Below are 20,369 nucleotides of genomic sequence, written 5' to 3' on the forward strand. Positions count from 1 at the left end.
TGGGCGGCTGGGGCGGAGGGCGCGGCATCCGGGGCGAGGCTGCCGTCCGGTGCGACCGGCGCGACGTCCGCCACAGTCCGCGCGGAAGCCGCGACGGGCGGAGCCACCGCACTGCCCGGGGTGGCCGCGGAGGCTCCCGGGGTGGCGCTTGACCGGCTCGGCGCGGCCGATGCGACCGTCGTTGGCGACTGCGGCAGGGCGGTCGGCACCGCCGGGGTCAGCGATGCGGGGGTCAGTGACGCCGGGGTCAGAGACGCCGGGGTAAGTGAAGCAGAGATCAGTGACGAAGCAGGGATCAGTGACGCCGGGATCGCCGTGCGGGGCGCGGCGGGTTCCGTCCGCTGCGCCGGTGTGGGGCGGCGATCGGCCGGTGCCGGGGCGACAGCGGAGGCCGGTGCGAATGCGCTCCCCGCGGCCAGGGCGGACAGGGCGGGTGCGGTCAACTCGGGCTGGGCGGGCACGCCAGCCACCGGGACGGCCACCGGAACGGCGTTCCATGCTGCGTCGGAGACGGGGGCGACGACTCCGCTGCCGGGTTCGGACAGGGCACGTTCGACGCCGAGCCTGCGCTTAGCGGGCTCGGACTCCGCAGTCTCGGGCTCGGCAGGCGCGGGCTCGGCAGTCATGGGCTCGGCGGGCAGGTGTGCGGAGGTGTCTGCTTCGAGGGCGCCGGTCAGCACGGCGGCGAAGCCCGCAGCGCCGGCACGGGGATCGGCCGACGTCACCGGGCCGGCCGCGGCGGACGGCGGCGACGGGGGCGCGGTCATCCGCGCGAGGGAGAGGCTCACCTCGACCCGCCCGCCGCGAAGGCGGCCAGCGCGGCGCTGAAGGCGTCGCTGCCGCCGGACGGGAGCGATGCCGGCGCGGTCGCGGTCGGGATGACCCTGCGGATCGTGTCGATGTCGGAATCCTTCATGTAGGCGTCCACGAGGCTGACGGTCCTGCCGGGGTAGGGAGCGTGGATGACCTTGTTGTTGCCGGCGTAGATGAGGATGTGGGCGCCGCCGCCGGTCACGATGAGGTCGCCGGGCAGCGCCTGGGCCAGGGAGCCCACCTCGGTGCCGAGCTTCATCTGGCCGGAGACGAGGCGGGGAACCTTGACCCCGACGTCGGCGTAGACGCGCTGCACGAGACCGGAGCAGTCCATGCCTTCTCCGTCCTCCCCGCCGAAGACATAGGGCACGCCGAGGTATTTCTTTGCGGCGTTCGTCACGTCGGTGCCGGAGACGCCGGAACCGGACCCGGGCGTGGCCACGGAGGGCACCCCGGACGTGCCGGGTGTGCCCAGGGCCGTGGCCAGGTTCGCTGCGAAGGCGTCGACCGGAGCCGCGGCGGTCTTCTGCGCCGCCGGAACCCCGGAGAGCTGGATCAGGGTGGACTGGATCTCGGCGACCCGGCCGAGGGCGGCAACCATCGTCATCGCGCGGCTCCCGCCTGGCCCTGGTGCCAGCGGGTGGAGGCGATCTCGTCGAGCGCGGTCTGTTCGCCGTGGAGCTCTTCGGCGTTCCACGCCGCGGCGTGCCGGGTCTGGAGCTTTTCCAGTCCGATCGATTGCGCCCGGGCTACGTCGAAGGCGTTCTGCGCCTCCCCCACGGCGACGGCGTAGTTCCGGCCGAGCCCGTCGAGGTCGGCGAGCATGCTCCGCGACGACGCGCGCGCGGCCGCCATCGCGTTGAGTGCGGCGCTGGTGGTGGCCGACACCGGGATGTTGGCCATAGCGCTGTGGGTCTCGGTGCGGTGGGCGCTGTTCTCCGTGGCGTTCCGGTTCGCCGCGGCCAGAGCGCCGGCGGCTTCGTCCTGCTGGAGGTGGCGCAGCCGGAGCAACCCGGTGAGCGAGAATGCGCGATTCATGAGATGCCTTCCAGTGTGTTCGTAAGCCGGGTGAGGGCGTCCCAGGATGCCGAGGCCGGCGTCTGGTCGTCCATCGTCTGCTGCAGGAATGCCGTGATGGATGCCTCGTGGTCGACCGCGGCATCGACCAGCGGGTTGGTCCCCCGCCGGTACGCGCCGACGTCGAGCAGGTCCTGGGCGGCCCGGCGAGCGGCCAGCACGCGCCGCAGGACGCCGGCCACCCGGTTGCGTTCGGCGGTGTTGACCCGGGACGCGACGCGGGAAATGGAGCCCAACACGTCCACGGACGGGAAGTGCCCGGTGATCGCGAGTTTGCGGTCGAGCACCACGTGCCCGTCGAGAATGGATCGCGCGGCGTCGGCGATGGGCTCGTTGTGGTCGTCACCGTCGACGAGGACCGTGTAGATGCCGGTGATCGACCCGGTCGCGTCGGTCCCGGCCCGCTCGAGCAGCCGGGCGAGCACGGAGAAGGTGGAGGGCGGATAACCGCGCGTCGCCGGCGGTTCGCCGACCGACAGGCCGATCTCGCGCTGGGCCATGGCGACCCGGGTGAGCGAGTCCATCATCAGCATCACATCGGTGCCGCGGTCCCGGAAGGACTCCGCGATGCGCGTGGCGGTGAAGGCGGCGCGGAGCCGCATCATGGCCGGCTCGTCGGAGGTGGACACGACGACGATGGAGCGGGCGAGGCCCTCGGGGCCGAGGTCGTCTTCGAGGAACTCGCGTACTTCCCGGCCGCGCTCCCCCACCAGGGCGATCACGGACACCTCGGCATCCGTGCCGCGGGCGATCATCGAGAGCAGGGAGGACTTCCCGACACCGGATGCCGCGAACAGGCCCATCCGCTGGCCCTTGCCGACGGTCGTCATGGTGTCCAGCACCCGCACGCCCAGTTGCAGCGGGGTGTCGATGCGGGCGCGGTGCATGGCAGAGGGGCTGTCGTTGTCGAGGGAGACCATCCCGTCGTTCCGGAGGGGCCCCTTGCCGTCGATGGGACGGCCGAGCCCGTCGAGCACGCGCCCGAACAGGCCGGTGCCGGTGGGGACGAGCAGCGGAGTCCCGGTGGACCTGGCCGTCGTGCCGATCCTGACCCCGGTCATCCGGCCGAGCGGCATGCAGCGCACTCCCTCGCGCGTCGTCGCGACGACTTCGGCGTCAATGCCGGGGCCCTCGCCGATCGTGACCAGGTCGCCGATCGAGGCGGGCAGACCGGTCAGCTCGACGCCGAGGCCGACGATCGAGGAGACCACGCCCATTCGCTGGGGCCTGGCCGCGTGGAGGGCCGCGTCGAACTGCCGCGCCTGCGGGCGCCAGGTCGTGGTCACTGCCGGACTCCGTCGAGGGCTGCCCTGGCACGCCGGAGGGCCGTGCCGATTCTCGCGTCGAGGAATCCTTCGCCGAATTCCGTCATGGCGTCGCCCCGCGCCAGCTGCGGGTCGGCGGTGAACCGCACGCCGGCGCGGGCGGCGATCTCGGTGCCGAGGAGTTCGAGGTCGTCCGGATGCATCCGCACGGTGTGCACTTCGGGCGCGTGTTCGTGGTCGAGCGCGCGGCGCAGGGCCAGGCGGGCCGCCGACTCCCGGTCGCCGAGTTCGGCGCCGATGACGGCCTCGGCCAGGTCGACGGCCGACCCGACGATCGCGACCTCGACGCCCTGGATGAGGGGAAGTGCGCTCGCGTCCAGGGCGCGCGCGGCGGCGGCCAGCAGCTCGACCATCCGGTCCGCCTTCGCCTCGGCGTGCCGGAGGGCCGCGGCGTGGTCGGCCTCGAGTCGCAGCGACTGCTCGTGCATCCGGGTGGCGGCCAGCCGGAGGCCTTCCGCGTAGCCCGCGGCGTGGCCCCGGGCCCGGGACTGCTCGTCGATGACCTCGCGGCCGTCCTGTCCGAGGTTGGGGAAGGCCACGCGGGAGAACGCCATGTCAGTAGACATATTCTTCCTCGTCCCCGCGGACGACGGTGATGCTGCCCTGCGCGGCGAGATCGCGGATCGCGCGCACGATCTCGGCGCGGGCATCCTCGACATGCGACACGCGCACCGGGCCGATCGCGGCGATCTCGTCGTCGAGCGTTGCCCGGTTGCGCTCGGACAGGTTCGCCCGGATGACCTCGATGACCGATTCGGAGGACCCCTTCATGGCGGCGGCCAGGATGCCGGAGTCGATGCCGCGGAGCACCTGCTGCACGTCGCGGCTCTCGAGCTTGACGATGTCGGCGAAGGTGAGCATCCGCGAGCGCACCTCTTCGGCCAGGGCGGGGTCGCGTTCGTCGAGGGCCTCGAGCATGGCCCGCTCGGTGGCGACGTCGGAGCGGTTGATGATGTCGACCAGCGGCTGGACCCCGCCGATGACCTCGGCGGCCTCGCTCGAGCCGACGACGGAGCCCGCCCGCAGCTTGAGGGTGTCGGTGACGATGCGAACCGCCTCGGGCGTTGCCGTCCCCATAGTCGCGATGCACTGGGCGACGTCGGTGCGGCGGGAGGCGTCGAGCCCGGCGAGCACTGCGGATGCCCGCTCCGGCCGCAGGTGGGCCAGCACGAGGGCGATCGTCTGCGGGAGCTCCCCGTCGAGGAGAGTGAGCACCTGGCCGGGTTCAGCGGCGTCGAGGAACTCGAACGCCTTGCCCGCCATCGACGAGGCGACCCGGGTCATGACTCCGGCCGCCTTCTCTGCTCCGAAGGACGCTTCGAGCAGCCCGAGTGCGAAGTCGTGCCCGCCGTGCGACTGGCGGGCGCCCGTCGCCATCAACCGATGGAACTCCGTCAGGGTTTCGTCGGCGACGGTGTCGTCGACGCGGCGCAGGCCGACGATCTCCGCGATGATCGCGGCTGCTTCGAGCTCGCTGAACTCCTTCATCACCTCGGCGGCATGCTCCTGGCCGAGGTTCATCAGCACGATCGCGACCTTCTGGGTGCCCGTCAGGGTCTTCGCGGTGGTCGCGGCGGCGCTCATGCCGGCTGCCGTTCGTCCATGAAGCCGCGCAGGTACTGCGCCGTGCCCTTGGGGTCGCGCTGGGCGAGGGCGTCGATCTCCGACCGCAGGTTCTCGGCGTCGGTCGCCTCGTAGGCGATCGACGGTCCCGGGTTGATGATCCGTGGGGTGATCGACGGGGCTCGGACCAGCGGAACCGTCGGTGCGTCCAGGGCGCTGCGGAACTCCGACAGGTCGCCGACATCCATCGGTTCGCGGCTTTGCCGGCGCGACCGCCTGGCGTACACGATCAGGCCGAGGATGAACGGGATGACGAGGGCGGCCGCGATGATGGCGATCCGGATCAGCCCGGCGACGCGGTCGGCGTTCTCGGCCGCCTCGGCGGCGGCGAGGGCTGCCGCGGCATCCTGTTCCCCGGCCGTGTTGAAGCTGACGACCTCGACCGTCACTTCGTCACCGCGGGCCAGGTCGATCCCGGCGGCCGAGGCGACGAGGGACGACAGGTCCGACACGTTGAGGTCACCGGCCGCTTCGGAGTTCACCGCGACGGAAACGGTCTGCCGCTTGATCGCGCCGGACGGGATCGTGCGCGATTCGGTGACCTTGTTGACGGCGTTGTTGCGCGTGCTGTCCTTGGACGTGAAGGTTCCGTCGCTGTCCGCTCCGGCCGGCACGGAGATGTTGTCGGGGCCGAGCACTCCGGCCGCGCCGCCCTTGCTGCCCGCGTACGTCTCGGATTTGACCGCTTCGTTCAGCGCCGGGGCATCCGTGGGTGTCGTGAAGGTCTCCTCGACTCGCTCGGCGGACTCGTAGCTCAGGTCGGCGGCGACCACGACGCTGGCATTGCCCGGCCCGACGATCTTGTCGAGCATGGCCTGCACCGAGCCCTGCACGCGTTCCTCGTACACCGAGGACTGCTTGTCGGCGCTGCCGGTCGCGCCGACGCCGACGGCCGAGAGCACGGCGCCGCCGGCGTCGACAACGGCGACGTCGGACGGGGCCATGCCGTCGATCGAGGAGGAGGTGAGGTGCACGATGGCCTCGACCTGCTCGCCCGTCAGGGTGATGCCGTTTTCGGTTTCAATGAAGACGGATGCCGTGGGGTCGTTCGCCTCGGCGACGAACACGCTTTCCTTGGGGATGGCCAGGCGCACCGAGGCGGTCCGTACGCCGTCGAGCGCCTCGATCGTGGCGGCGAGCTCTCCTTCGAGGGCCCGCTTGTAGGTCACCGACTGCTGGAATTCCGAGGCGGTGACGCCCATCTTGTCCAGGAGTGCGTATCCCCCGGTGCTCGAGGAGGGCAGCCCGGCCGACGCGGCCTTGAGTCGTTCGTCGTAGACGCTCTTCTCGGGAACCAGGATGGTCGCGCCTCCGTCGCTGAGCTCGTACGGCACGCCGTCGGTGCGGAGCTGGTCGACGATCGTGTTGGCGTCCGAGCCGCTTAGGCCGGAGAACAGGGGCGTGAAGGCGGGCTTGGTTGCCCACATCGAGAGCGCGGCGATGCCCAGCACGAGCACCGCCACACCGATGAGCGCGACCGTGCGCTGCGCGATGGTGAACTCGCGCAGCGCGTTTCCGAATCGCCGGAACGCCGAGGTGACCTGAGCCGGCATCAGGCCTGCATCCGCATGATCTCGTTGAACGCGTCAACACCCTTGTTCCGAATGCCGGCGACGAGTTCCATCGTCACCTGGGCCCTCGTCGAGGCGATCATGGCGGTGTGAATGTCGTTCAGGTCGCCGGTGACGGCCTGGATGGCGAGGGAGTTCGAGGCGGACTGGGTCTGCTGGAGGTTGTCGACCGCCCCGGTGAGCGCGCTCGCGAACCCGGCGCCGCCGGCATCCTGCGTTCCCTGGGTTCCCTGGGTGGCCAGCAGGCCCTGCAGGCCGGAAAGCACGCCGGTTCCGGCCGTGCCCTGCACACTGTCAATGGCGCCGAACGGCATCAGGAACGTCCAATCTGTAGTGCTGCTTCGTAGCTGGTCTTCGCGCGGTCGACGACGGCGGCGTTGGCCTGGTAGCCGCGCTGCGCCATGATGAGCTGGCCCATCTGGGTGGCCATGTCGATGTCGGGCAGGCGCACGTACCCGTCCTTGTCGGCGAGGGGGTGGTCGGGCTGGAAGGAGAGCCGTCCCTCCGCGTCGCCGAAGGCCGCCCCGGCGACGTACGCGCCGGAGTTGCCCTCGCCCTCCTGGGCGACGACGTAACGGGCCTGGAAGGCGCTCCCGTCGGTGCTCTTGACCGTGTTGATGTTCGCCATGTTGTCGGCGACGGCGTCGAGCCACTTGCGGTGCAGCGTGAGCCCGGTTCCGGCGATCCCGATCGCGTCGAAGGTCATCAGCTGGTCCGAAGGGCGGCGCGAACGGCGCTGAACGGGGCGTCGGCGGCGCGGGCGGCGAACTGGAACCGCAGCACCGTGTCGATGTTCGAGAGCGTCTCGGTGTCGAGGTTGACGTTGTTGCCGATTTCGTTCGTCGGCTCGAGGGAGCGTTCCGTGGTGGCCGAGGCGTGGCCGTCGCCGGCCGCTACCGACTTCGCCAGGGCGCCCTCGAAGGCGACTCGCTTGGCGTGGTAATTGGGGGTGTTGACGTTCGCGATGTTGTTCGCGATGGTGCGCTGGCGCAGGGCCAGCCCATCCAGGGCACTCGCCAGGGCGCTGGCGGTCACGGATTCAAGCACGGAGTCCCGCTTCGTCAAAGGAACAGACGGCCGATCCGTGGCCAGTGAAGAGCAATCCGTGCTCAGAGTCAGCTATCGGGCGCGCCCAGGGCTTCGTTAGGCAATCATCGGAAGTTCACCCGGACGGGGGGTCTGCGCCCGCTCAGGACGTCGTCAGCTCATCACGTCGACGTACACGGATGTCTCGGCGCTGCGAGCCGCCGAGACCGCGCGCACCGCCGCGAGGTGCCGCCCGGCCGCCTGCTGTGCGGCCTCGATCTCGCGCACCAGCTCCCGCTGGCCGGCCAGGACCTTGTGTGCGCGACCGACCAGGGCGGGCGGCAGCGGACCCAGGCGAACGGGGGCCGTCCACGGCGTGGCGTCCAGGCCGTCGCCGAAGGAACCGAGGAACCTTTCGAGATCGTCGAGCACGCGCATCCACTCGTCGTGTGGGTTCTCCGCCCAGTCCGCGCTAGCCAATTCCGAGCCCCCCACCCGTGGAGCGCGCCGGCTGTGCGGGCATCGACTGCGCGGCCTCGTGCCAGGCCTGGCGCAGCGGTTCGAGCAGCGCGATGCTTTCGCGGGTGCGCTCGACGTCGCGGTGGATGTTGCCGTTGACCAGCGAGTTCGACACAAAGGTGTAGAGCGCGAGCAGGCCTTCGCCGCCGTCCCAGAGCTCGACCTTGAGCGACCCGGAGAGTTCGCTGACGATCGCCTGGGCGTGCAGCAGGTTCTCCGAGGCGACGGCCCAGTTCGCCGCGATCTGCGCGGCTTCGGCCCGGCCGAGGTCGAGCATCAGCCGGTCGTAGAGCATCGTGAGCAGCCGCACGGGCGTGGCCGAGAGCACGGCCTCGCGGTTGTAGCGCAGTTTCTGGGCCTCGGCCCCTGCCGTCATGCTCATCAGGCGCCGCCCGACGGGAGGCCCGCGATCTGCGCGCTGAGCCAGGACGACTGGGAGTTCATCTTGCTCAACTGCACCTCGAGGGCGGCGTAGGTGCGCTCCAGCGAAGACTTGCGAGAGGCCAGCCGCAGATCCCAGTCGGCGATCCTGTTCCCGAGGTCCTTCACGAGCGACTGCTGGCCGGTGACCTTCGCGGTGATCTGGCCCGAAAACTTGTCGGATGCCGAGCTGGCCGCGACGGAGACCCGGGAGGCGATCTCCTGCAGGGTTGCCTCGACGCCGGCCGGGTCCTTCTGCAGGGCGGCGGCGAACTTCGTGGCGTTGAATTCCATGGTGCCGGTCTTCGAGATGCTGATCCCGATTTCCGAGGGCGAGCGTCCGTTCACCGGGAGCGAGGCCGCGGAGAGGATGCGCTGGTTGATGTCGCGCACCGTGCTGTCGCCGGTGAAGACACCGCCGGAGACAACAGCCGCCCCTGAGCCGTTGGTGCTGTTCACCACCGCCGACTTCGTGGCGATCAGGGCGAAGACCCCGTTGAGGCCGTTGACGAGGTCCGAGGCTACCGTGCTGATCGCCGCGTCATTGCGGGCGACCTTGACGGTGACCGGGTCAACCGAGACCGCGGAAACGGTGATTGCGACCCCCGGGAGCAGGTTGGCGAAGGTGTTCGTGGACGAGGTGATCGCCTGTGCGGCGCTGGTTCCGGCCCACAACGTGACCTGGGCATCCTGGCCGGCCTTGACCTCGGTCATCGCGGCGGCCGTGCCGGAGACGGTGAAGCTGCCCGCCGCACCGCTCGCGGTCGCGGTGAGTTGCAGCCGGAAGCCGGCCGCGCCGACGGCGACCTTGGTCGCGGTGACGCCTGCTCCGGCGGTGTTGATCGCCGAAACCACGTCATCCAGCGAGGTCGAGGCCGCGGTGATCGTGGTTGCCGTGCCGCCGGCGCCGGTGATGGTCAGGGTGGTGTCGGGCCAGGCGGTGAGCGCGTCGGAGACCGACACCTGGGTCTGGGCGAGTTTGCCGACGACGAGGTCGATCTGGCCGGCGGTTGCGCCTGTCGTCACCGCTGCGGTGACCGTGGGGGTGCTGCTCGACGCGGTGAAGAGGTCGAGCGAATCGGTCTTCGCCGTCTTCGTTGCGAGGGTGGCGAGGCCGGCGACGCTCGTGTTGAGGCCCTGGAGGGCGGAGATGAGCGCCGTTGACTCGGAGACCTTGTTCTTGAGCAGGGTCTGGGGAACCGCTTCGAGCTGCATGAGGGACTTGATCAGGCCCGTGGTATCCAGGCCGCTGACGAGACCATCGATTGCCATCGACACGATGTGTTCCTCTCCTACTGTTCGATGCGAAAGTGCTTCAGTGATGCTGCGGAAAGCGCCTGGCGACAATCGCGGGAGAGGTCCAGTTCTCCCTCGATTGCCACCAGGCGCCGTTCACCGTGCGAGAGCGCGGATGAGTTGGGCAACCCCGCTTAGTTAGCGGAGGAGCTGCAGAACGCCCTGGTTGGACTGGTTCGCCTGCGCGAGCATGGCGGTACCGGCCTGGGTCAGGATGTTCGAGCGGGTGAACTTGACCATTTCCTCGGCCATGTCGGTGTCGCGGATGCGAGATCCGGCCGCCGTCAGGTTCTCCTTGGAGACGGCCAGGTTCTTGATGACGCTCTCGAACCGGTTCTGCACGGCACCGAGCTCGGCGCGAGCGGTGGACACGTTCTTGATCTGAGCATCGATCGAGGTGATCGCGGCCGCAGCACCGGCCGCGGACGTGAAGTCCAGGCCAACGCCGGCAGGCGCGGTTCCAGCGGCGCCACCGAGAGCAACGCCAGCGGCGGGCGCAACGGCGGTCGAGACAACTCCACCGTTCAGGGCCTGGACGGTGATGCCGGTGCCGGCACCGTTTCCGTCCCTGGTCACGCTCACGCTGAAGTTGGCTGCGAAGTTCGCGTCGGCACCCAATGCCGTTGCGTACTCGTCAACGCTCTGGAAGCCGGCACCACCGACGGCGTCGCTCAGAGTCGCGGTAGTTACGGACGTCGTCACGCCGGCAGCCGTCGTGCTCGTGAAGGTAGCCGCGCCCACCGTGAGAGCGGTGATGTCGGCAATCGCGAAGGCCGAACCTGTTGCACCCGAAGCTGCGCCGGTCAGCGCCGTGGCGATGCCCTTGACGTTCGCCCCGGACAGGTTCACTACGATCTGGCTGCTCGCGTCGCTGTTTGCGCCGACCTGGAAGCTCAATGAGGTGCTGGTACCGTCGAGGAGCTTGGTGCCGTTGAAGTTCGTCGACTCACCGATGCGGGTGAGCTCCTTGGTCAGGGAGTCGACCTCGGTCTTGATCGCACTGCGCGAGTCGGCGTTGTTCGAGTCGTTACCGGCCTGAACGGCGAGGTCTCGAACGCGCTGCAGGATCGACTGCACCTCGTTCAAGGAACCTTCAGCGGTCTGGAGGACCGAGATGCCGTCCTGGGCGTTGCGGCTCGCGACCGTGAGGCCACCGACCTGCGACTTGAGGCCCTCGGAGATGGCGAGGCCGGCCGCGTCGTCCGCAGCGCGGTTGATGCGGAGGCCGCTGGACAACTTCTCCAGCGACTTGGACATGTCGTTCTGCGTTGCGGCGAGGTTGCGGTACGAGTTGTTCGCCGCGAGGTTGGTGTTGACCTGCATACCCATGATGATTTCCTCCGTGATTGGGTCGTGTTACCGGCCCATCCATGGCCCGGCACAATGAACCATCGGCCGGGTGCGGAGGCGCGTTAGCCGTTCTGCGAGGAAAGTTCCTTGGACGACACTCCGGGCGCGGAGATCGCGGCGATCGCGGCCGGCACCCGGTCGTGGGCGAGGCTGGCGATGCCGATCATCGCGTGGTCAGCCAGCCGGGCCAGATAGGCGCTGCGACGGGCCGGCGCGACACGCGACTCCGGCACATACGCGGTGTCGGAGTCATCGGAGTAGTGGGTACCGAGGCCGTCGCGCAGCAGACGGATGGCCTCCGCGCGCTGCTGCGAGACCGCGGAGTGCGTGATCCCCAGCTCTGCGGCGATGTCTTTGACCGGCCGGTCGTCGAAGTAGATCTGCTGCACGACGAGGCGCATGTTCTCCGGCAGGGCCGCGATGGCCGCGCGGAGGTAGGCGAGCCGTTCCTCGGAGAGGAGCGACTCCTCGGGGAGCGCTGTATCGGCGACGAGGAACTCGGCGGTCGTGTCATCCAGCGTGGACAGCGTGCGCGAGGCGTCGGCCAGGCCGGCGGCCGCGGTTTCGCGATCGACCCCGAGGGCCGCCGCGATCTCGTCGACGGTGGCGGTGCGACCGAGCGCCGCGGCCAGGGTCTCCTGCACGGCGACGGTCTCCTTGATCCGCCGCCTGGCCGAGCGGGTCGCCCAGTCGCTGGAGCGCATGTCGTCGGCGAACGCGCCGATGATGCGTCGCCGCGCGAACGCGCCGAACGGGACCCCGAGGTCGGGATTGAAGGCATCCGCCGAGGTGATCAGGGCCAGGGCGCCGGCCGAGGCCAGGTCGTCCCTGGAGAGGTGGCGGGCCTTGGCCCACACCTCGGAAACAAGGTAGCCAACCAGCGGGAGGTTCTCGACCACGAGCTTGTTGCGCTCTGCACGATTCACTGGTGGGACCCTTTACGACGGTGCAAACGGACTATTGGGACTATTAGCCGGACGGGATTCGGACCCCTGAGAGGGGTTCATCCCTCGCTTAGATCCAAGCTAACAAGCACGACGGCCGGGGGTAGACCGGATGCGCCCCCCACAACGGGTCAAACCCTGTCCTCTCTTCAGAGGACAGCCTTTAGAGTTGAACATGCCTCGAATCACTAACATTGTGCCTGCGCCTGCCGACAGTCCCCACCAAGGGACCGGAAGCCGTACCTCCGTACGAGCAGTCCGCACGAGCCGGAAGGGTGGATGACACATGGGCGCCAATGAACTGTCCGCCTTACTCTGGCGAGAGCGCGAATTGCTCGACCTCCTCGTCTTCAAGCTCGAGGAGGAACAGCTCCTGCTTCAGGGCGGCAAGGCCCGCTGGCTGCAGCACGCCACCCGCGAGGTCGAACAGGTACTCGGCCTCGTGCGCGAAGCCGGCCTCGGCCGCTCGGTGGAAGTCGCGGCCCTCGGCCTCGACTGGGGAACGGGCGACGACGCCACCCTCCGCGAACTCGTGGCCAGGGCTCCGGCCGGCCCGTGGGCCGACATCTTCGCCGCGCACCTCGCCGGGATGACCGTGCTCACCACCCAGATCAAGGAACTGCGCGACACGAACGAACGGTTCCTGCGCGCCGCCGCCCGGTCCACCCAGGAGACCCTCGCCGGACTCCAGCCCGAGGCAGACGCCAACACCTACGACGCCACCGGCGCCGCGGGCTCCGCAGCGACGGGCTCGCGCCTGATCGACCGAAGCCTGTGAGGAGAATCACGTGAGCACCTTCAGCGGACTGAACACCGCCTATTCCGGACTGGTTGCCGCGCGCCAGGGTCTCGACGTCGTGGGCCAGAACATCGCCAACGCCAACACCGAGGGCTACACCCGGCAGCGCGTGACCACCTCCTCCGTCGCCGCGGCCGCCGACGCCGGGCGGCTCGACGGCGGAGTGCGAGCCGGACAGGGCGTGTCCGTCGACGGGATCGCGCGCCTCGGCAGCGCCCCGTTCGACTCGCAGGTGCGCTTCTCCGCCGCGGAAGCCGGGTACTCGGCCGTGCGGGCGAACGCGCTGAGCGCGCTCGAAACGTCGCTGCGCGAACCCGGCGACAGCGGACTGTCCACGCGGCTGCAGGAATTCTGGGGCGGCTGGCAGGACATGTCCAACCGAGCCGGCGAGGCCGCGCCGGCAGCGCTGCTCCTCGGCCAGGCCGGCGACCTGGCGACGCAGGTCTCGCAGGGCTACCAGGCCGTCACTGCCCAGTGGTCCGGCCTGCGCGCGGATGCCGTCGGCATGGTGTCCGAGCTCAACAATGCCGCCACCCAGGTCGCCGAGCTGAACGGGCGCATCCGGATGGTGCTCGCGACCGGCGGATCGGCCAACGAACTGATCGACCAGCGCAGCGCCTTGACGACAACGATCGCCGCGCTGAGCGGCGCCACCGTGCGCGAGCTTCCCGACGGCACGGTCGACGTTGGGATCGGCGGAAACGCGCTCGTCTCGGGCGACCGAGCCCGCGCGATCGCCGTCACCGGCTCGACCCGGCTCGAGGGGGCGGCGGCCGACGCGGTGCGCCTGGTCTGGACGAACCCCGCCACCCCGGTTTCCCTCGACGGCGGCGAACTCGCCGGCGCCCTGTCGGTGCTTGCGGCCGCCAACGGCAGCGGCACCGGCGGCGCACTCGCCGAGGCAGCGGCCTCGTACAACGCCTTCGCGACGCACCTGGCCACCACCGTCAACGACATCCACCGCCTGGGCGCGACCTCCACCAACTCCACCGGGCTCGCGGACGGCCTGGACTTCTTCGCCTTCGACCCGACCAGGGCGGCCTTGAGCCTCCGGGTCATCCCCACCGACCTCAGCGGGATCGCGGCGGCCCGGCCCGGAGCCGGAGCCCGCGACGGGTCCATCGCCGATGCCATCGCCCAGCTCGGCGCAGGCAAGGCAGTCGACGCCTCCGGCGCCGCCATCGCCTCCCCCGACACCGCCTGGGCCTCGTTCGTCACGGCCGTGGCCGTGGACACGCGGATGGGGCTGCAGCAGGCACGCCTCGCCGACCTCACCGCGACCTCCGCCCGGGGCCGGCAGCTCTCCAACTCCTCCGTCGACCTCGACGAGGAGAACGTGAACCTGCTCATGCTGCAGCACGCCTACCAGGGTGCCGCCCGCGTGATGACGGCCGTGGACGAGATGCTCGACACCCTGATCAACCGCACCGGACTGGTGGGAAGGTAAGCCATGATCGCCCGCGTGACCAGCCACACCCAGATGCGCGCCGCGCAGCGCAACCTGCACGACAACATGGCCCAGCTCGCGAAGTTGCAGGACCAGGCGAGCTCGCTCAAGGCGATCACCCGCCCCTCCGACAACCCGACCGCCGCCGCGGACGCGATGAAGGTGCGCGCCGAGCTGCGCGCCACCGAACAGTACGGCCGCAACGTCGACGACGGGAACGGCTGGATGTCGACCCTCGACGCGACCCTGTCCGCGGCATCCGCAACCATGAACCGCGTGCGCGACCTGACCGTGCAGGGGGCCAACGACGGCGCCCTCTCCCCCGCGGCGAAGGAAGCCATCGCGATGGAGCTCGACGGCCTGCGCCGCGAGATCCTGGGCCAGGCCAACACGTCCTACCTCGGGCGCAGCGTCTTCGCCGGCAACTCCGACACGGGCGTCGCCTTCTCGGGCGCCCCCGGCTATGCGCACAGCGGGGCGCCGGGAAGCACGGTCGAGCGCCGGATCAGCCCCGACACCACGGTTCGGGTCGACGCCGACGGCGCGGCCGTCTTCGGCGCCGGCGCGGGTTCGGTCTTCGCGCTCATCGACGCCATTGCCGCGGACCTGCGCAACGGCACGAACGTCGGCTCCCGTCTGACGGAGATCGACGCCCGGATGAGCGCCATGACCACCGAACACACCCGGGTCGGCGCCCAGCAGGAACAAATCGAGCGAGCGGAAGAGTCCCTGATGGAGCAATCCGGCCTGCTCGAGTCCCAACGCGCCGGGATCGAAGACCTCGACCTCGGCCAGGTCATCCTGGACCTCAAACTCCAGGAGGTCACCTACCAGGCGGCCCTCGCCGTCACCGCCCGCGTGCTCCAGCCGACCCTGATGGACTTCCTCCGATGAGCGCGACACTGACCTTCGTCACCCCTCCCCCGGGCTTCGCCCCGCTGACGGACTTCTCGCTCGACGAGATCGAGGGCGCCGACGGCCTGTACTCCCTGCGCGCCACGGAGGCGCCCGGCACCCGGATGTTCGTCGTCGACGCCGGCGTGCACCTCACCGACTACCAGCCGGTCATCTCGACCGAGCAGTGCACGGCGCTGGCGCTGACCGTTCCGGAGGATGCGTTCGTGCTCGTGGTCGTGAACCCCGGCGAGGCCGGGACCACCGCGAACCTGATGGCGCCGATCGTCGTCAATGCCACAACCGGCGCGTGCGCGCAGGTCATCCTCGACGGGCAGGACTGGCCTCTCCAGGCCGCACTCGGAGCCCGCGCGGCCTGACCGACGCCGGCTGAGTTGCGGACAAAGTACCTTCCTGTCGCCCGGGAAGGTACTTTTTCCGCAACTCAGTCGGGCGATGGTCGCGCTCGATGGAACGTCCGCTGCGTACGATGGCAGGCATGGACAGCGCCCCTCCGCCCAGCGTCCCGGCACCGAGCGCCCCGGCACCGATCGCACAGACCCCGATCGCCGGGCTCCTGCTCGCCGCGGGAGCCGGATCGCGGCACGGCAGTCCCAAGGCGCTCCGCCGGGGCGACGACGGGCGGCCGTGGCTGCTGCGTGCCATCGACGCGCTCCGCGAGGGCGGATGCTCCCCGGTGATCGTCGTTCTCGGCGCGCGGGGCGACGAGGCGGAATCGCTGCTGCCCGGCCGGGGCGAGACACCTGCACGAGGCGGCGGCCTCGTCGTCGTGCACGCCGTCGACTGGGCCGAGGGCGTCTCCGCCTCACTGCGGGCCGGCCTCGCTGCGGCGGCCGCCCTCGAACCCGCCCCGGCAGCCGTCGCGGTGGTCCCGGTCGACGTTCCCGACCTGGACGGCAGGGTCGTGGCCCGGCTCATCGGGGCCGGGGACGACGACGACGCGACATCCGTGGGCCCCGACACCCTCCGCCAGGCGGGCTTCGACGGCCGCCCCGGTCACCCGGTCGTGATCGGGCGCCGGCACTGGGCGCCGCTCGGCGAGCGTCTCGCCGGCGACACCGGGGCCCGCCCCTACCTGGTGGAACACGGGGTGCGGATGATCGACTGCGCCGACCTCGGAACGGGCGCCGACGTCGACGACTGAGGCCCGCCGGGTCGCTCGGCCGAATCAGCGCAGGTCCGGCACCACCCGGAGCGCGTCGAAGGCCCGGGCCGGGCCCGCATCGTCCGCGAGGGAAGCGGACAGGCGGTCGAGGCGCTCCCGCGCCTCACCCCCGAGGGCGAGCAACCGGATGGCGGCCTCCCTGATCCTCTCCGGCGGCGCGGCGTTCGGGTCCAGCGCCTCGCCGAGCCCGGCCGCCTCGACGGCGGCGGCGCCCGCGAACTGGTCGGTCGAGAAGGGCAGCAGCAGCATCGGGACGCCGTGGGTCATCGCCTCGGTGACGCTGTTGTTGCCGCCGTGGGACACGGCCAGGGCCGAGCCGCGCAGCAGGCTGACCTGCGGCAGGAACTCGCGCACCAGCCACGAGCCGGGAATCGGACCCAGCTCGGCCGGGTCGGTCGATCCCGCCGCCAGCGCCACCCGCACGTCCAGTGGGCGCAGCGCCTCCACCACGCGGGCGAGCACATCCCCGCGCACCGAGAGGAAGCTGCCGAAACTGACGTAGACAACGGGGGCGGCGTCCCGGGCGAGCCACTCCCGCGTTTCGGCATCCGACTCGTCGTCACGCACCGCAGAGCCCAGGAAGACGTGCGGCGGAAGCAGCAGCCCCCGGGCCGCGGGGTGGAGTTCGGCGGGATAGTTGAGCAGGAGCACATCGCCTGACTCGGTGAACGCGTCGGCCGCCGGCGTCGCTCCGGGGTCGAGGCGGATGAGCGCGTCGTTCCACTGCACCGTGAACGAGTCGCGCACCCTCCCGCACAGCCTCCGCAGCGAGTCCAGCTCGTCGTGGCCCGGCGTGAATGCCTCCGGCCAGGTTGACACGAACCCGTAGATCTCCGTGCCGACCGGGAGGGCCGTCGGATGCCCGAGCACGACGTCCGCATGGCTGATCCCCGCGCTCTTCAGGGCCAGCCGCGCGCTGAACGCGAGGTGGTCGACAATCACGTGATCCGGTCGGACGCGCTCGACGACGCGCTGCACGTCCCCGGCCACCTCGACCGGGTTCCAGAGGAGGTCGCTGCTGCGCGCCTCGGCCTGGAACCGCAGCGTCTCGACCATCCCGTTGCGGGTGGCCGCGAAGAAGCCGCGCAACGCGTCATCCTCCCCGGTGGGTTGCTGTTCGGCCCTGATCACCCCCGGATTGGAGCCTCGGCCCAGTTGCAGCGGCACGTGGTCGTAGCCGAACGACCGGACGATCCCGGCGGTGGCTTCGCCCGTGGCCACCACCACCCGCTCGCCCTCGTCCCGCCACGCGGTCGCCAGGGCGGCAAGCGGGTAGAGGTGGGAGGCGTAGTCGGGGCTGATGACAAGCACGCTCATGAGGCGCTCAGCTTACCGGCCGCCGGGTCCGCCGGCGCGGCGGCGGCGCGGTAGACCAGGGAGAGGGCATCCGCCATCGTCTGGATGGCGAAGTCCCGCGCCACCATGGCGTGCGCCCGCTCCGCGTTCTCGGCGCCGCGCGCCCCGCCGGACAGGTCCAGGGCGCTGGTGATCCCGCCGGCCAGCGCGCGGGCGTCGCGGGTGTCGACGAGGAACCCGGTCACGCCGTCTTCGACGAACGTCGCCGGTCCCCCGCCGGCGGGCGCGACCACCGGCAGCCCGGTCGCCAGCGCCTCGAGCAGGGCGAGACCGAATTCCTCCTTGACGCTCGCACACACGTACGCGCCATGCGGGGCGGCCAGGCCCGGGCGCCCGTAGCGGGCGGCCGCCAGCCAGCGCGCCACGGTGCCGTTCGCCCGGTGCCCCGCGAGCAGGAGTCCGCGGGCGGCCGCCTCGGCACGCGGCAGGGCCGCGTCGATCCGGTCCAGCTGGCGTCGTTCCTCGCCCGACGGATGTTCCAGGTCGCCCCCGACGAGGAGCAGGTTGCAGCGTGCGCGCAGCGCGGGGTCACCCAGCCAGGCCTCCACGAGGGTCGCCATACCCTTCACCGTGTGCAGCCGACCGACCGTGATGGCCAGGGGCAGGCCCCGCCGATTCGCCGGGAGTCCGCCGAGCACAGCGTCAAGGGCGTCGAAGTCAGGATGCCGGGCGCCTCCCGGCTCGGATGCGGCGAGCGCGTCGGCACCGGCCCGCTCGATCACCTGGAGGTCGATTCCTTCGGGCACCACGGCGAAACGCTCCGGGTCCAGGTCGATGTCGACCCCCACCAGCTGCCGAAGGTCCCGCCGCAACTCCGGCCGAGGGAAGAGCACGACGCGCGCGGATTCGGCGGTCACGCGCTGCGCCAGTCGCGTCCGGAACCAGAAGTGCTCCTGCACGTCGGCAGCGCCGAAGTCCTGCCGCGTCAGCTCCCCCGCCGCCTCGAGGGCGTGGATCGCCGCGTGGGGATCAGGCGCCAGCGTGAAGACCACCGGGATCCGGAGTTCGCGCGCGACCGTCACCGCTGCGAGAGTGCCGACATCGGCCATCCGGAGATGGACAGCGTCGACCGTCCCGGCCGCGCGAAGAATCCGGCGGAGCCCGCGCTGCGCCTCGACGCGACGCGGCCACGCGTCCACCGAGGCCACCGGTTCGCCGAGGAACGGAACCGTCGCGAAGACGTGCCCGAGCCGGGAGGAGGCGAGGTCGGCCAGGCCGCGCAGGGCGCCGGCGTGGTTCCCCCTGGACAGGGTCAGCACCCGTGAGACCGGCGCGGGGGCGTGCGCATCGGCTGCGCGGCCGGTCGACGCGCCGGCTTCGACCAGCGCGTCCCCGAGCCGCACGAGCAGCGTCGCGATGCCGCCGTTGTCACCCGAGCCCACCTGGGAGAGCTCCCGGTCGATGTCGGCGGGCAGGAACACCTGCGCGATCGTCACGCCGGGCCTCCTCGGCCCCACGACGTCGGAGTGTGCGGCCGGCCCGCTCGACTCGGCCGGGCCGGCCAGGTCGGCCAGGTCGGCCAGGTCGGCCAGGTCGGCCAGCGCGAGCCTCGCGACATCGGCCAGCGAGTCGGTCCCGCGGGCGAGGTCGGTCACGATCCGAGTCCCGGCCTGGTTCGCCCCGAGATCGCCGAGCGCGGCGATCGCCGCCGCACGCACCTCGGTGGCCTCGGCCGGGTCGAGGGCCACCCGACGGATGAGCCGCCCGGGGATTCGTCCGGGCACGAGCCCGGCGGTCTCAACCAGCCGCGCCCTCGCCCCGGGTTCGCTGAGCCCCAAGAGCGCGCCGTCGAGCGCGAGCGCCACTCGTTCCGGTGCCGACGCGCCCCAGCGCTCGAGGCTGCGTTGCGCGATCATCCCGGAGAAGCCACCGGCGGCGACCAGGGCCACAAGCCCGGAGATCGCGTCGGCACGGGGCGGCCGCCCGCCAAGCGCCCACGCCGCATGCTCACGGAGAAAGGGTTCGTCCCTGGCGAGCAGGGACACGAGCGCGCTCCCGGCCGACTCGTCGGGCAGCGGCGCGAGGGCGTGGATCGCGGCGATGGCGGTGAGCTGATCCTCGGGGTCGGTCGCCGCGCGCAGGAGGAGCCGCACGTCCCGCGCCCCGCCGTGCCGGCGCACGGCTTCGGCCAGGTCGTCGGCACCCCGCATGGCCTCGAGGATGGAGCCCGCGGTCCGCACCGCGTCCAGTTCAGCCTGCGTGCCCATGGACACTCCCCTCCCTGCAGCGGAATTCCCCGCGACTTTACCACTGCGCCTTGGGCATGCAATGGGTTGTGCTCGGCCGACGACGAGTAAAGAGTGGTCGCATGATGAGGGTGAGCTATGCCGGGGCGTCGTTCCTCACGAGCGACGACATCGCGAACGGGCTGTTCCGGTTCGTGGCAGCGCTTGGGGAGAACCATGAGGCCGAGTCCCTGGAGATCCCCGCCTTCACGGATGACGGGAAGGCCGTGCTTGTGCGCATGGTCGTCGGTCCCGCCAGCGAGCTGGTCGGCGTTCCGGAGGAATCGGTCCTCGAGGAGCCGAACACCGTCGACTTCGTCTCCGAGCTGCACAAGCGCACCCTGGCCCTGTCCTCCCCCAGGCCGGTGATCGACACGGAGGTCGGCTTCAGCACGGCGTACGACTGGGACGACCTGGAGTAGCAGTTCCGCGCGCAGGCCTGCCAACTGGATTAGGACGGGAGGCCCAACGCTGTTGACGGGCGGCCGCTTCTGAGTA

The 20,369-nt window shown here is 70.9% G+C and carries 22 protein-coding genes and 1 pseudogene; 6 read left to right on the forward strand and 17 right to left on the reverse strand.

The annotated features are described in order from the left end of the window. The 15 genes and pseudogenes from E3T33_RS00130 to E3T33_RS00200 all read right to left on the reverse strand — a co-directional run. A pseudogene (locus tag E3T33_RS00130) lies at positions 1–767 on the reverse strand (hypothetical protein); the annotation flags it as partial. Positions 768–784: 17 nt separating this feature from the next. After that, the gene (locus E3T33_RS00135) at positions 785–1,420 is read right to left on the reverse strand and encodes a C40 family peptidase (protein WP_134574506.1); all 636 of its coding nucleotides are present in this window, start codon (positions 1,418–1,420) and stop codon (positions 785–787) included. After that, positions 1,417–1,851, reverse strand: coding sequence for a hypothetical protein (locus tag E3T33_RS00140; protein WP_092321427.1), 435 nt, complete (start codon positions 1,849–1,851; stop codon positions 1,417–1,419). The genes E3T33_RS00135 and E3T33_RS00140 overlap by 4 nt, the downstream gene beginning before the upstream one ends. Further along, positions 1,848–3,176: a FliI/YscN family ATPase gene (locus E3T33_RS00145; RefSeq protein ID WP_241982767.1), complete on the reverse strand. Its 1,329-nt coding sequence runs from the start codon at positions 3,174–3,176 to the stop codon at positions 1,848–1,850. The genes E3T33_RS00140 and E3T33_RS00145 overlap by 4 nt, the downstream gene beginning before the upstream one ends. Then, the gene (locus E3T33_RS00150) at positions 3,173–3,781 is read right to left on the reverse strand and encodes a FliH/SctL family protein (protein WP_166784341.1); all 609 of its coding nucleotides are present in this window, start codon (positions 3,779–3,781) and stop codon (positions 3,173–3,175) included. Before E3T33_RS00150 ends, E3T33_RS00145 begins: the two co-directional genes overlap by 4 nt. After that, positions 3,771–4,799 carry a flagellar motor switch protein FliG gene (gene fliG / locus E3T33_RS00155; RefSeq protein WP_092321425.1) on the reverse strand — a complete coding sequence of 343 codons (1,029 nt, stop codon included), beginning with the start codon at positions 4,797–4,799 and terminating at the stop codon, positions 3,771–3,773. The genes E3T33_RS00150 and fliG overlap by 11 nt, the downstream gene beginning before the upstream one ends. Beyond that, a complete protein-coding gene (gene fliF / locus E3T33_RS00160; RefSeq protein ID WP_092321424.1) occupies positions 4,796–6,391 on the reverse strand; it encodes a flagellar basal-body MS-ring/collar protein FliF in 1,596 nt (531 codons plus the stop codon). Before fliF ends, fliG begins: the two co-directional genes overlap by 4 nt. Next, positions 6,391–6,723: a flagellar hook-basal body complex protein FliE gene (fliE, locus tag E3T33_RS00165; protein ID WP_092321423.1), complete on the reverse strand. Its 333-nt coding sequence runs from the start codon at positions 6,721–6,723 to the stop codon at positions 6,391–6,393. Before fliE ends, fliF begins: the two co-directional genes overlap by 1 nt. Continuing rightward, the gene (locus tag E3T33_RS00170) at positions 6,723–7,115 is read right to left on the reverse strand and encodes a flagellar basal body rod C-terminal domain-containing protein (protein WP_092321422.1); all 393 of its coding nucleotides are present in this window, start codon (positions 7,113–7,115) and stop codon (positions 6,723–6,725) included. Before E3T33_RS00170 ends, fliE begins: the two co-directional genes overlap by 1 nt. Further along, positions 7,115–7,456: a flagellar basal body protein gene (locus E3T33_RS00175; protein WP_092321692.1), complete on the reverse strand. Its 342-nt coding sequence runs from the start codon at positions 7,454–7,456 to the stop codon at positions 7,115–7,117. Before E3T33_RS00175 ends, E3T33_RS00170 begins: the two co-directional genes overlap by 1 nt. Positions 7,457–7,609: 153 nt before the next feature. Further along, positions 7,610–7,915, reverse strand: a complete 306-nt coding sequence (locus E3T33_RS00180; RefSeq protein ID WP_134574508.1) for a hypothetical protein — start codon at positions 7,913–7,915, stop codon at positions 7,610–7,612. After that, positions 7,908–8,336, reverse strand: a complete 429-nt coding sequence (locus tag E3T33_RS00185; protein WP_092321420.1) for a flagellar export chaperone FliS — start codon at positions 8,334–8,336, stop codon at positions 7,908–7,910. Before E3T33_RS00185 ends, E3T33_RS00180 begins: the two co-directional genes overlap by 8 nt. Beyond that, complete coding sequence (fliD, locus tag E3T33_RS00190; protein ID WP_241982773.1) at positions 8,336–9,646, reverse strand: flagellar filament capping protein FliD; 1,311 nt, start codon at positions 9,644–9,646, stop codon at positions 8,336–8,338. The genes E3T33_RS00185 and fliD overlap by 1 nt, the downstream gene beginning before the upstream one ends. Positions 9,647–9,808: 162 nt before the next feature. Continuing rightward, positions 9,809–10,999: a flagellin gene (locus E3T33_RS00195; RefSeq protein WP_092321418.1), complete on the reverse strand. Its 1,191-nt coding sequence runs from the start codon at positions 10,997–10,999 to the stop codon at positions 9,809–9,811. A gap of 83 nt (positions 11,000–11,082) precedes the next feature. Next, positions 11,083–11,946, reverse strand: a complete 864-nt coding sequence (locus E3T33_RS00200) for a sigma-70 family RNA polymerase sigma factor (RefSeq protein ID WP_092321417.1) — start codon at positions 11,944–11,946, stop codon at positions 11,083–11,085. Positions 11,947–12,250: 304 nt separating this feature from the next. On the opposite strand from E3T33_RS00200, the gene E3T33_RS00205 reads away from it, so the two are divergent. The 5 genes from E3T33_RS00205 to E3T33_RS00225 all read left to right on the forward strand — a co-directional run bounded on the left by E3T33_RS00205 (position 12,251) and on the right by E3T33_RS00225 (position 16,269). Next, positions 12,251–12,742: a flagellar protein FlgN gene (locus E3T33_RS00205; protein ID WP_092321416.1), complete on the forward strand. Its 492-nt coding sequence runs from the start codon at positions 12,251–12,253 to the stop codon at positions 12,740–12,742. 10 nt (positions 12,743–12,752) lie between these two features. Continuing rightward, positions 12,753–14,210, forward strand: coding sequence for a flagellar hook-associated protein FlgK (gene flgK, locus E3T33_RS00210; RefSeq protein WP_092321415.1), 1,458 nt, complete (start codon positions 12,753–12,755; stop codon positions 14,208–14,210). Positions 14,211–14,225: 15 nt separating this feature from the next. Further along, positions 14,226–15,104, forward strand: coding sequence for a flagellar hook-associated protein FlgL (gene flgL, locus E3T33_RS00215; RefSeq protein ID WP_338419102.1), 879 nt, complete (start codon positions 14,226–14,228; stop codon positions 15,102–15,104). Further along, positions 15,101–15,484: a flagellar assembly protein FliW gene (locus E3T33_RS00220; protein WP_092321413.1), complete on the forward strand. Its 384-nt coding sequence runs from the start codon at positions 15,101–15,103 to the stop codon at positions 15,482–15,484. Before flgL ends, E3T33_RS00220 begins: the two co-directional genes overlap by 4 nt. 119 nt (positions 15,485–15,603) lie before the next feature. Next, positions 15,604–16,269 carry an NTP transferase domain-containing protein gene (locus E3T33_RS00225; protein WP_092321412.1) on the forward strand — a complete coding sequence of 222 codons (666 nt, stop codon included), beginning with the start codon at positions 15,604–15,606 and terminating at the stop codon, positions 16,267–16,269. 24 nt (positions 16,270–16,293) lie between these two features. Here E3T33_RS00225 and E3T33_RS00230 read toward each other — a convergent pair whose 3' ends face one another. After that, positions 16,294–17,607, reverse strand: a complete 1,314-nt coding sequence (locus E3T33_RS00230) for a nucleotide disphospho-sugar-binding domain-containing protein (protein ID WP_134574509.1) — start codon at positions 17,605–17,607, stop codon at positions 16,294–16,296. Continuing rightward, complete coding sequence (locus E3T33_RS00235; protein WP_134574510.1) at positions 17,604–19,853, reverse strand: glycosyltransferase; 2,250 nt, start codon at positions 19,851–19,853, stop codon at positions 17,604–17,606. The genes E3T33_RS00230 and E3T33_RS00235 overlap by 4 nt, the downstream gene beginning before the upstream one ends. Positions 19,854–19,954: 101 nt before the next feature. On the opposite strand from E3T33_RS00235, the gene E3T33_RS00240 reads away from it, so the two are divergent. Then, positions 19,955–20,293 carry a hypothetical protein gene (locus tag E3T33_RS00240; RefSeq protein WP_092321409.1) on the forward strand — a complete coding sequence of 113 codons (339 nt, stop codon included), beginning with the start codon at positions 19,955–19,957 and terminating at the stop codon, positions 20,291–20,293. The last annotated feature ends 76 nt before the right edge of the window (positions 20,294–20,369 follow it).

Origin of the sequence: Cryobacterium sp. TMT1-2-1 (genome assembly GCF_004403955.1) — a bacterium.
Classification (GTDB): domain Bacteria; phylum Actinomycetota; class Actinomycetes; order Actinomycetales; family Microbacteriaceae; genus Cryobacterium; species Cryobacterium psychrotolerans.

Coding starts and splice junctions, on each gene's coding strand:
- E3T33_RS00135 (WP_134574506.1), bottom strand. CDS start 1,420: ATGACGATGGTTGCCGCCCTCGGCCGGGTCGCCGAGATCCAGTCCACC.
- E3T33_RS00140 (WP_092321427.1), bottom strand. CDS start 1,851: ATGAATCGCGCATTCTCGCTCACCGGGTTGCTCCGGCTGCGCCACCTC.
- E3T33_RS00150 (WP_166784341.1), bottom strand. CDS start 3,781: ATGTCTACTGACATGGCGTTCTCCCGCGTGGCCTTCCCCAACCTCGGA.
- fliG (WP_092321425.1), bottom strand. CDS start 4,799: ATGAGCGCCGCCGCGACCACCGCGAAGACCCTGACGGGCACCCAGAAG.
- fliF (WP_092321424.1), bottom strand. CDS start 6,391: ATGCCGGCTCAGGTCACCTCGGCGTTCCGGCGATTCGGAAACGCGCTG.
- fliE (WP_092321423.1), bottom strand. CDS start 6,723: ATGCCGTTCGGCGCCATTGACAGTGTGCAGGGCACGGCCGGAACCGGC.
- E3T33_RS00170 (WP_092321422.1), bottom strand. CDS start 7,115: ATGACCTTCGACGCGATCGGGATCGCCGGAACCGGGCTCACGCTGCAC.
- E3T33_RS00185 (WP_092321420.1), bottom strand. CDS start 8,336: ATGAGCATGACGGCAGGGGCCGAGGCCCAGAAACTGCGCTACAACCGC.
- fliD (WP_241982773.1), bottom strand. CDS start 9,646: ATGGCAATCGATGGTCTCGTCAGCGGCCTGGATACCACGGGCCTGATC.
- E3T33_RS00195 (WP_092321418.1), bottom strand. CDS start 10,999: ATGGGTATGCAGGTCAACACCAACCTCGCGGCGAACAACTCGTACCGC.
- E3T33_RS00205 (WP_092321416.1), top strand. CDS start 12,251: ATGGGCGCCAATGAACTGTCCGCCTTACTCTGGCGAGAGCGCGAATTG.
- E3T33_RS00220 (WP_092321413.1), top strand. CDS start 15,101: ATGAGCGCGACACTGACCTTCGTCACCCCTCCCCCGGGCTTCGCCCCG.
- E3T33_RS00225 (WP_092321412.1), top strand. CDS start 15,604: ATGGACAGCGCCCCTCCGCCCAGCGTCCCGGCACCGAGCGCCCCGGCA.
- E3T33_RS00230 (WP_134574509.1), bottom strand. CDS start 17,607: ATGAGCGTGCTTGTCATCAGCCCCGACTACGCCTCCCACCTCTACCCG.
- E3T33_RS00235 (WP_134574510.1), bottom strand. CDS start 19,853: ATGGGCACGCAGGCTGAACTGGACGCGGTGCGGACCGCGGGCTCCATC.
- E3T33_RS00240 (WP_092321409.1), top strand. CDS start 19,955: ATGATGAGGGTGAGCTATGCCGGGGCGTCGTTCCTCACGAGCGACGAC.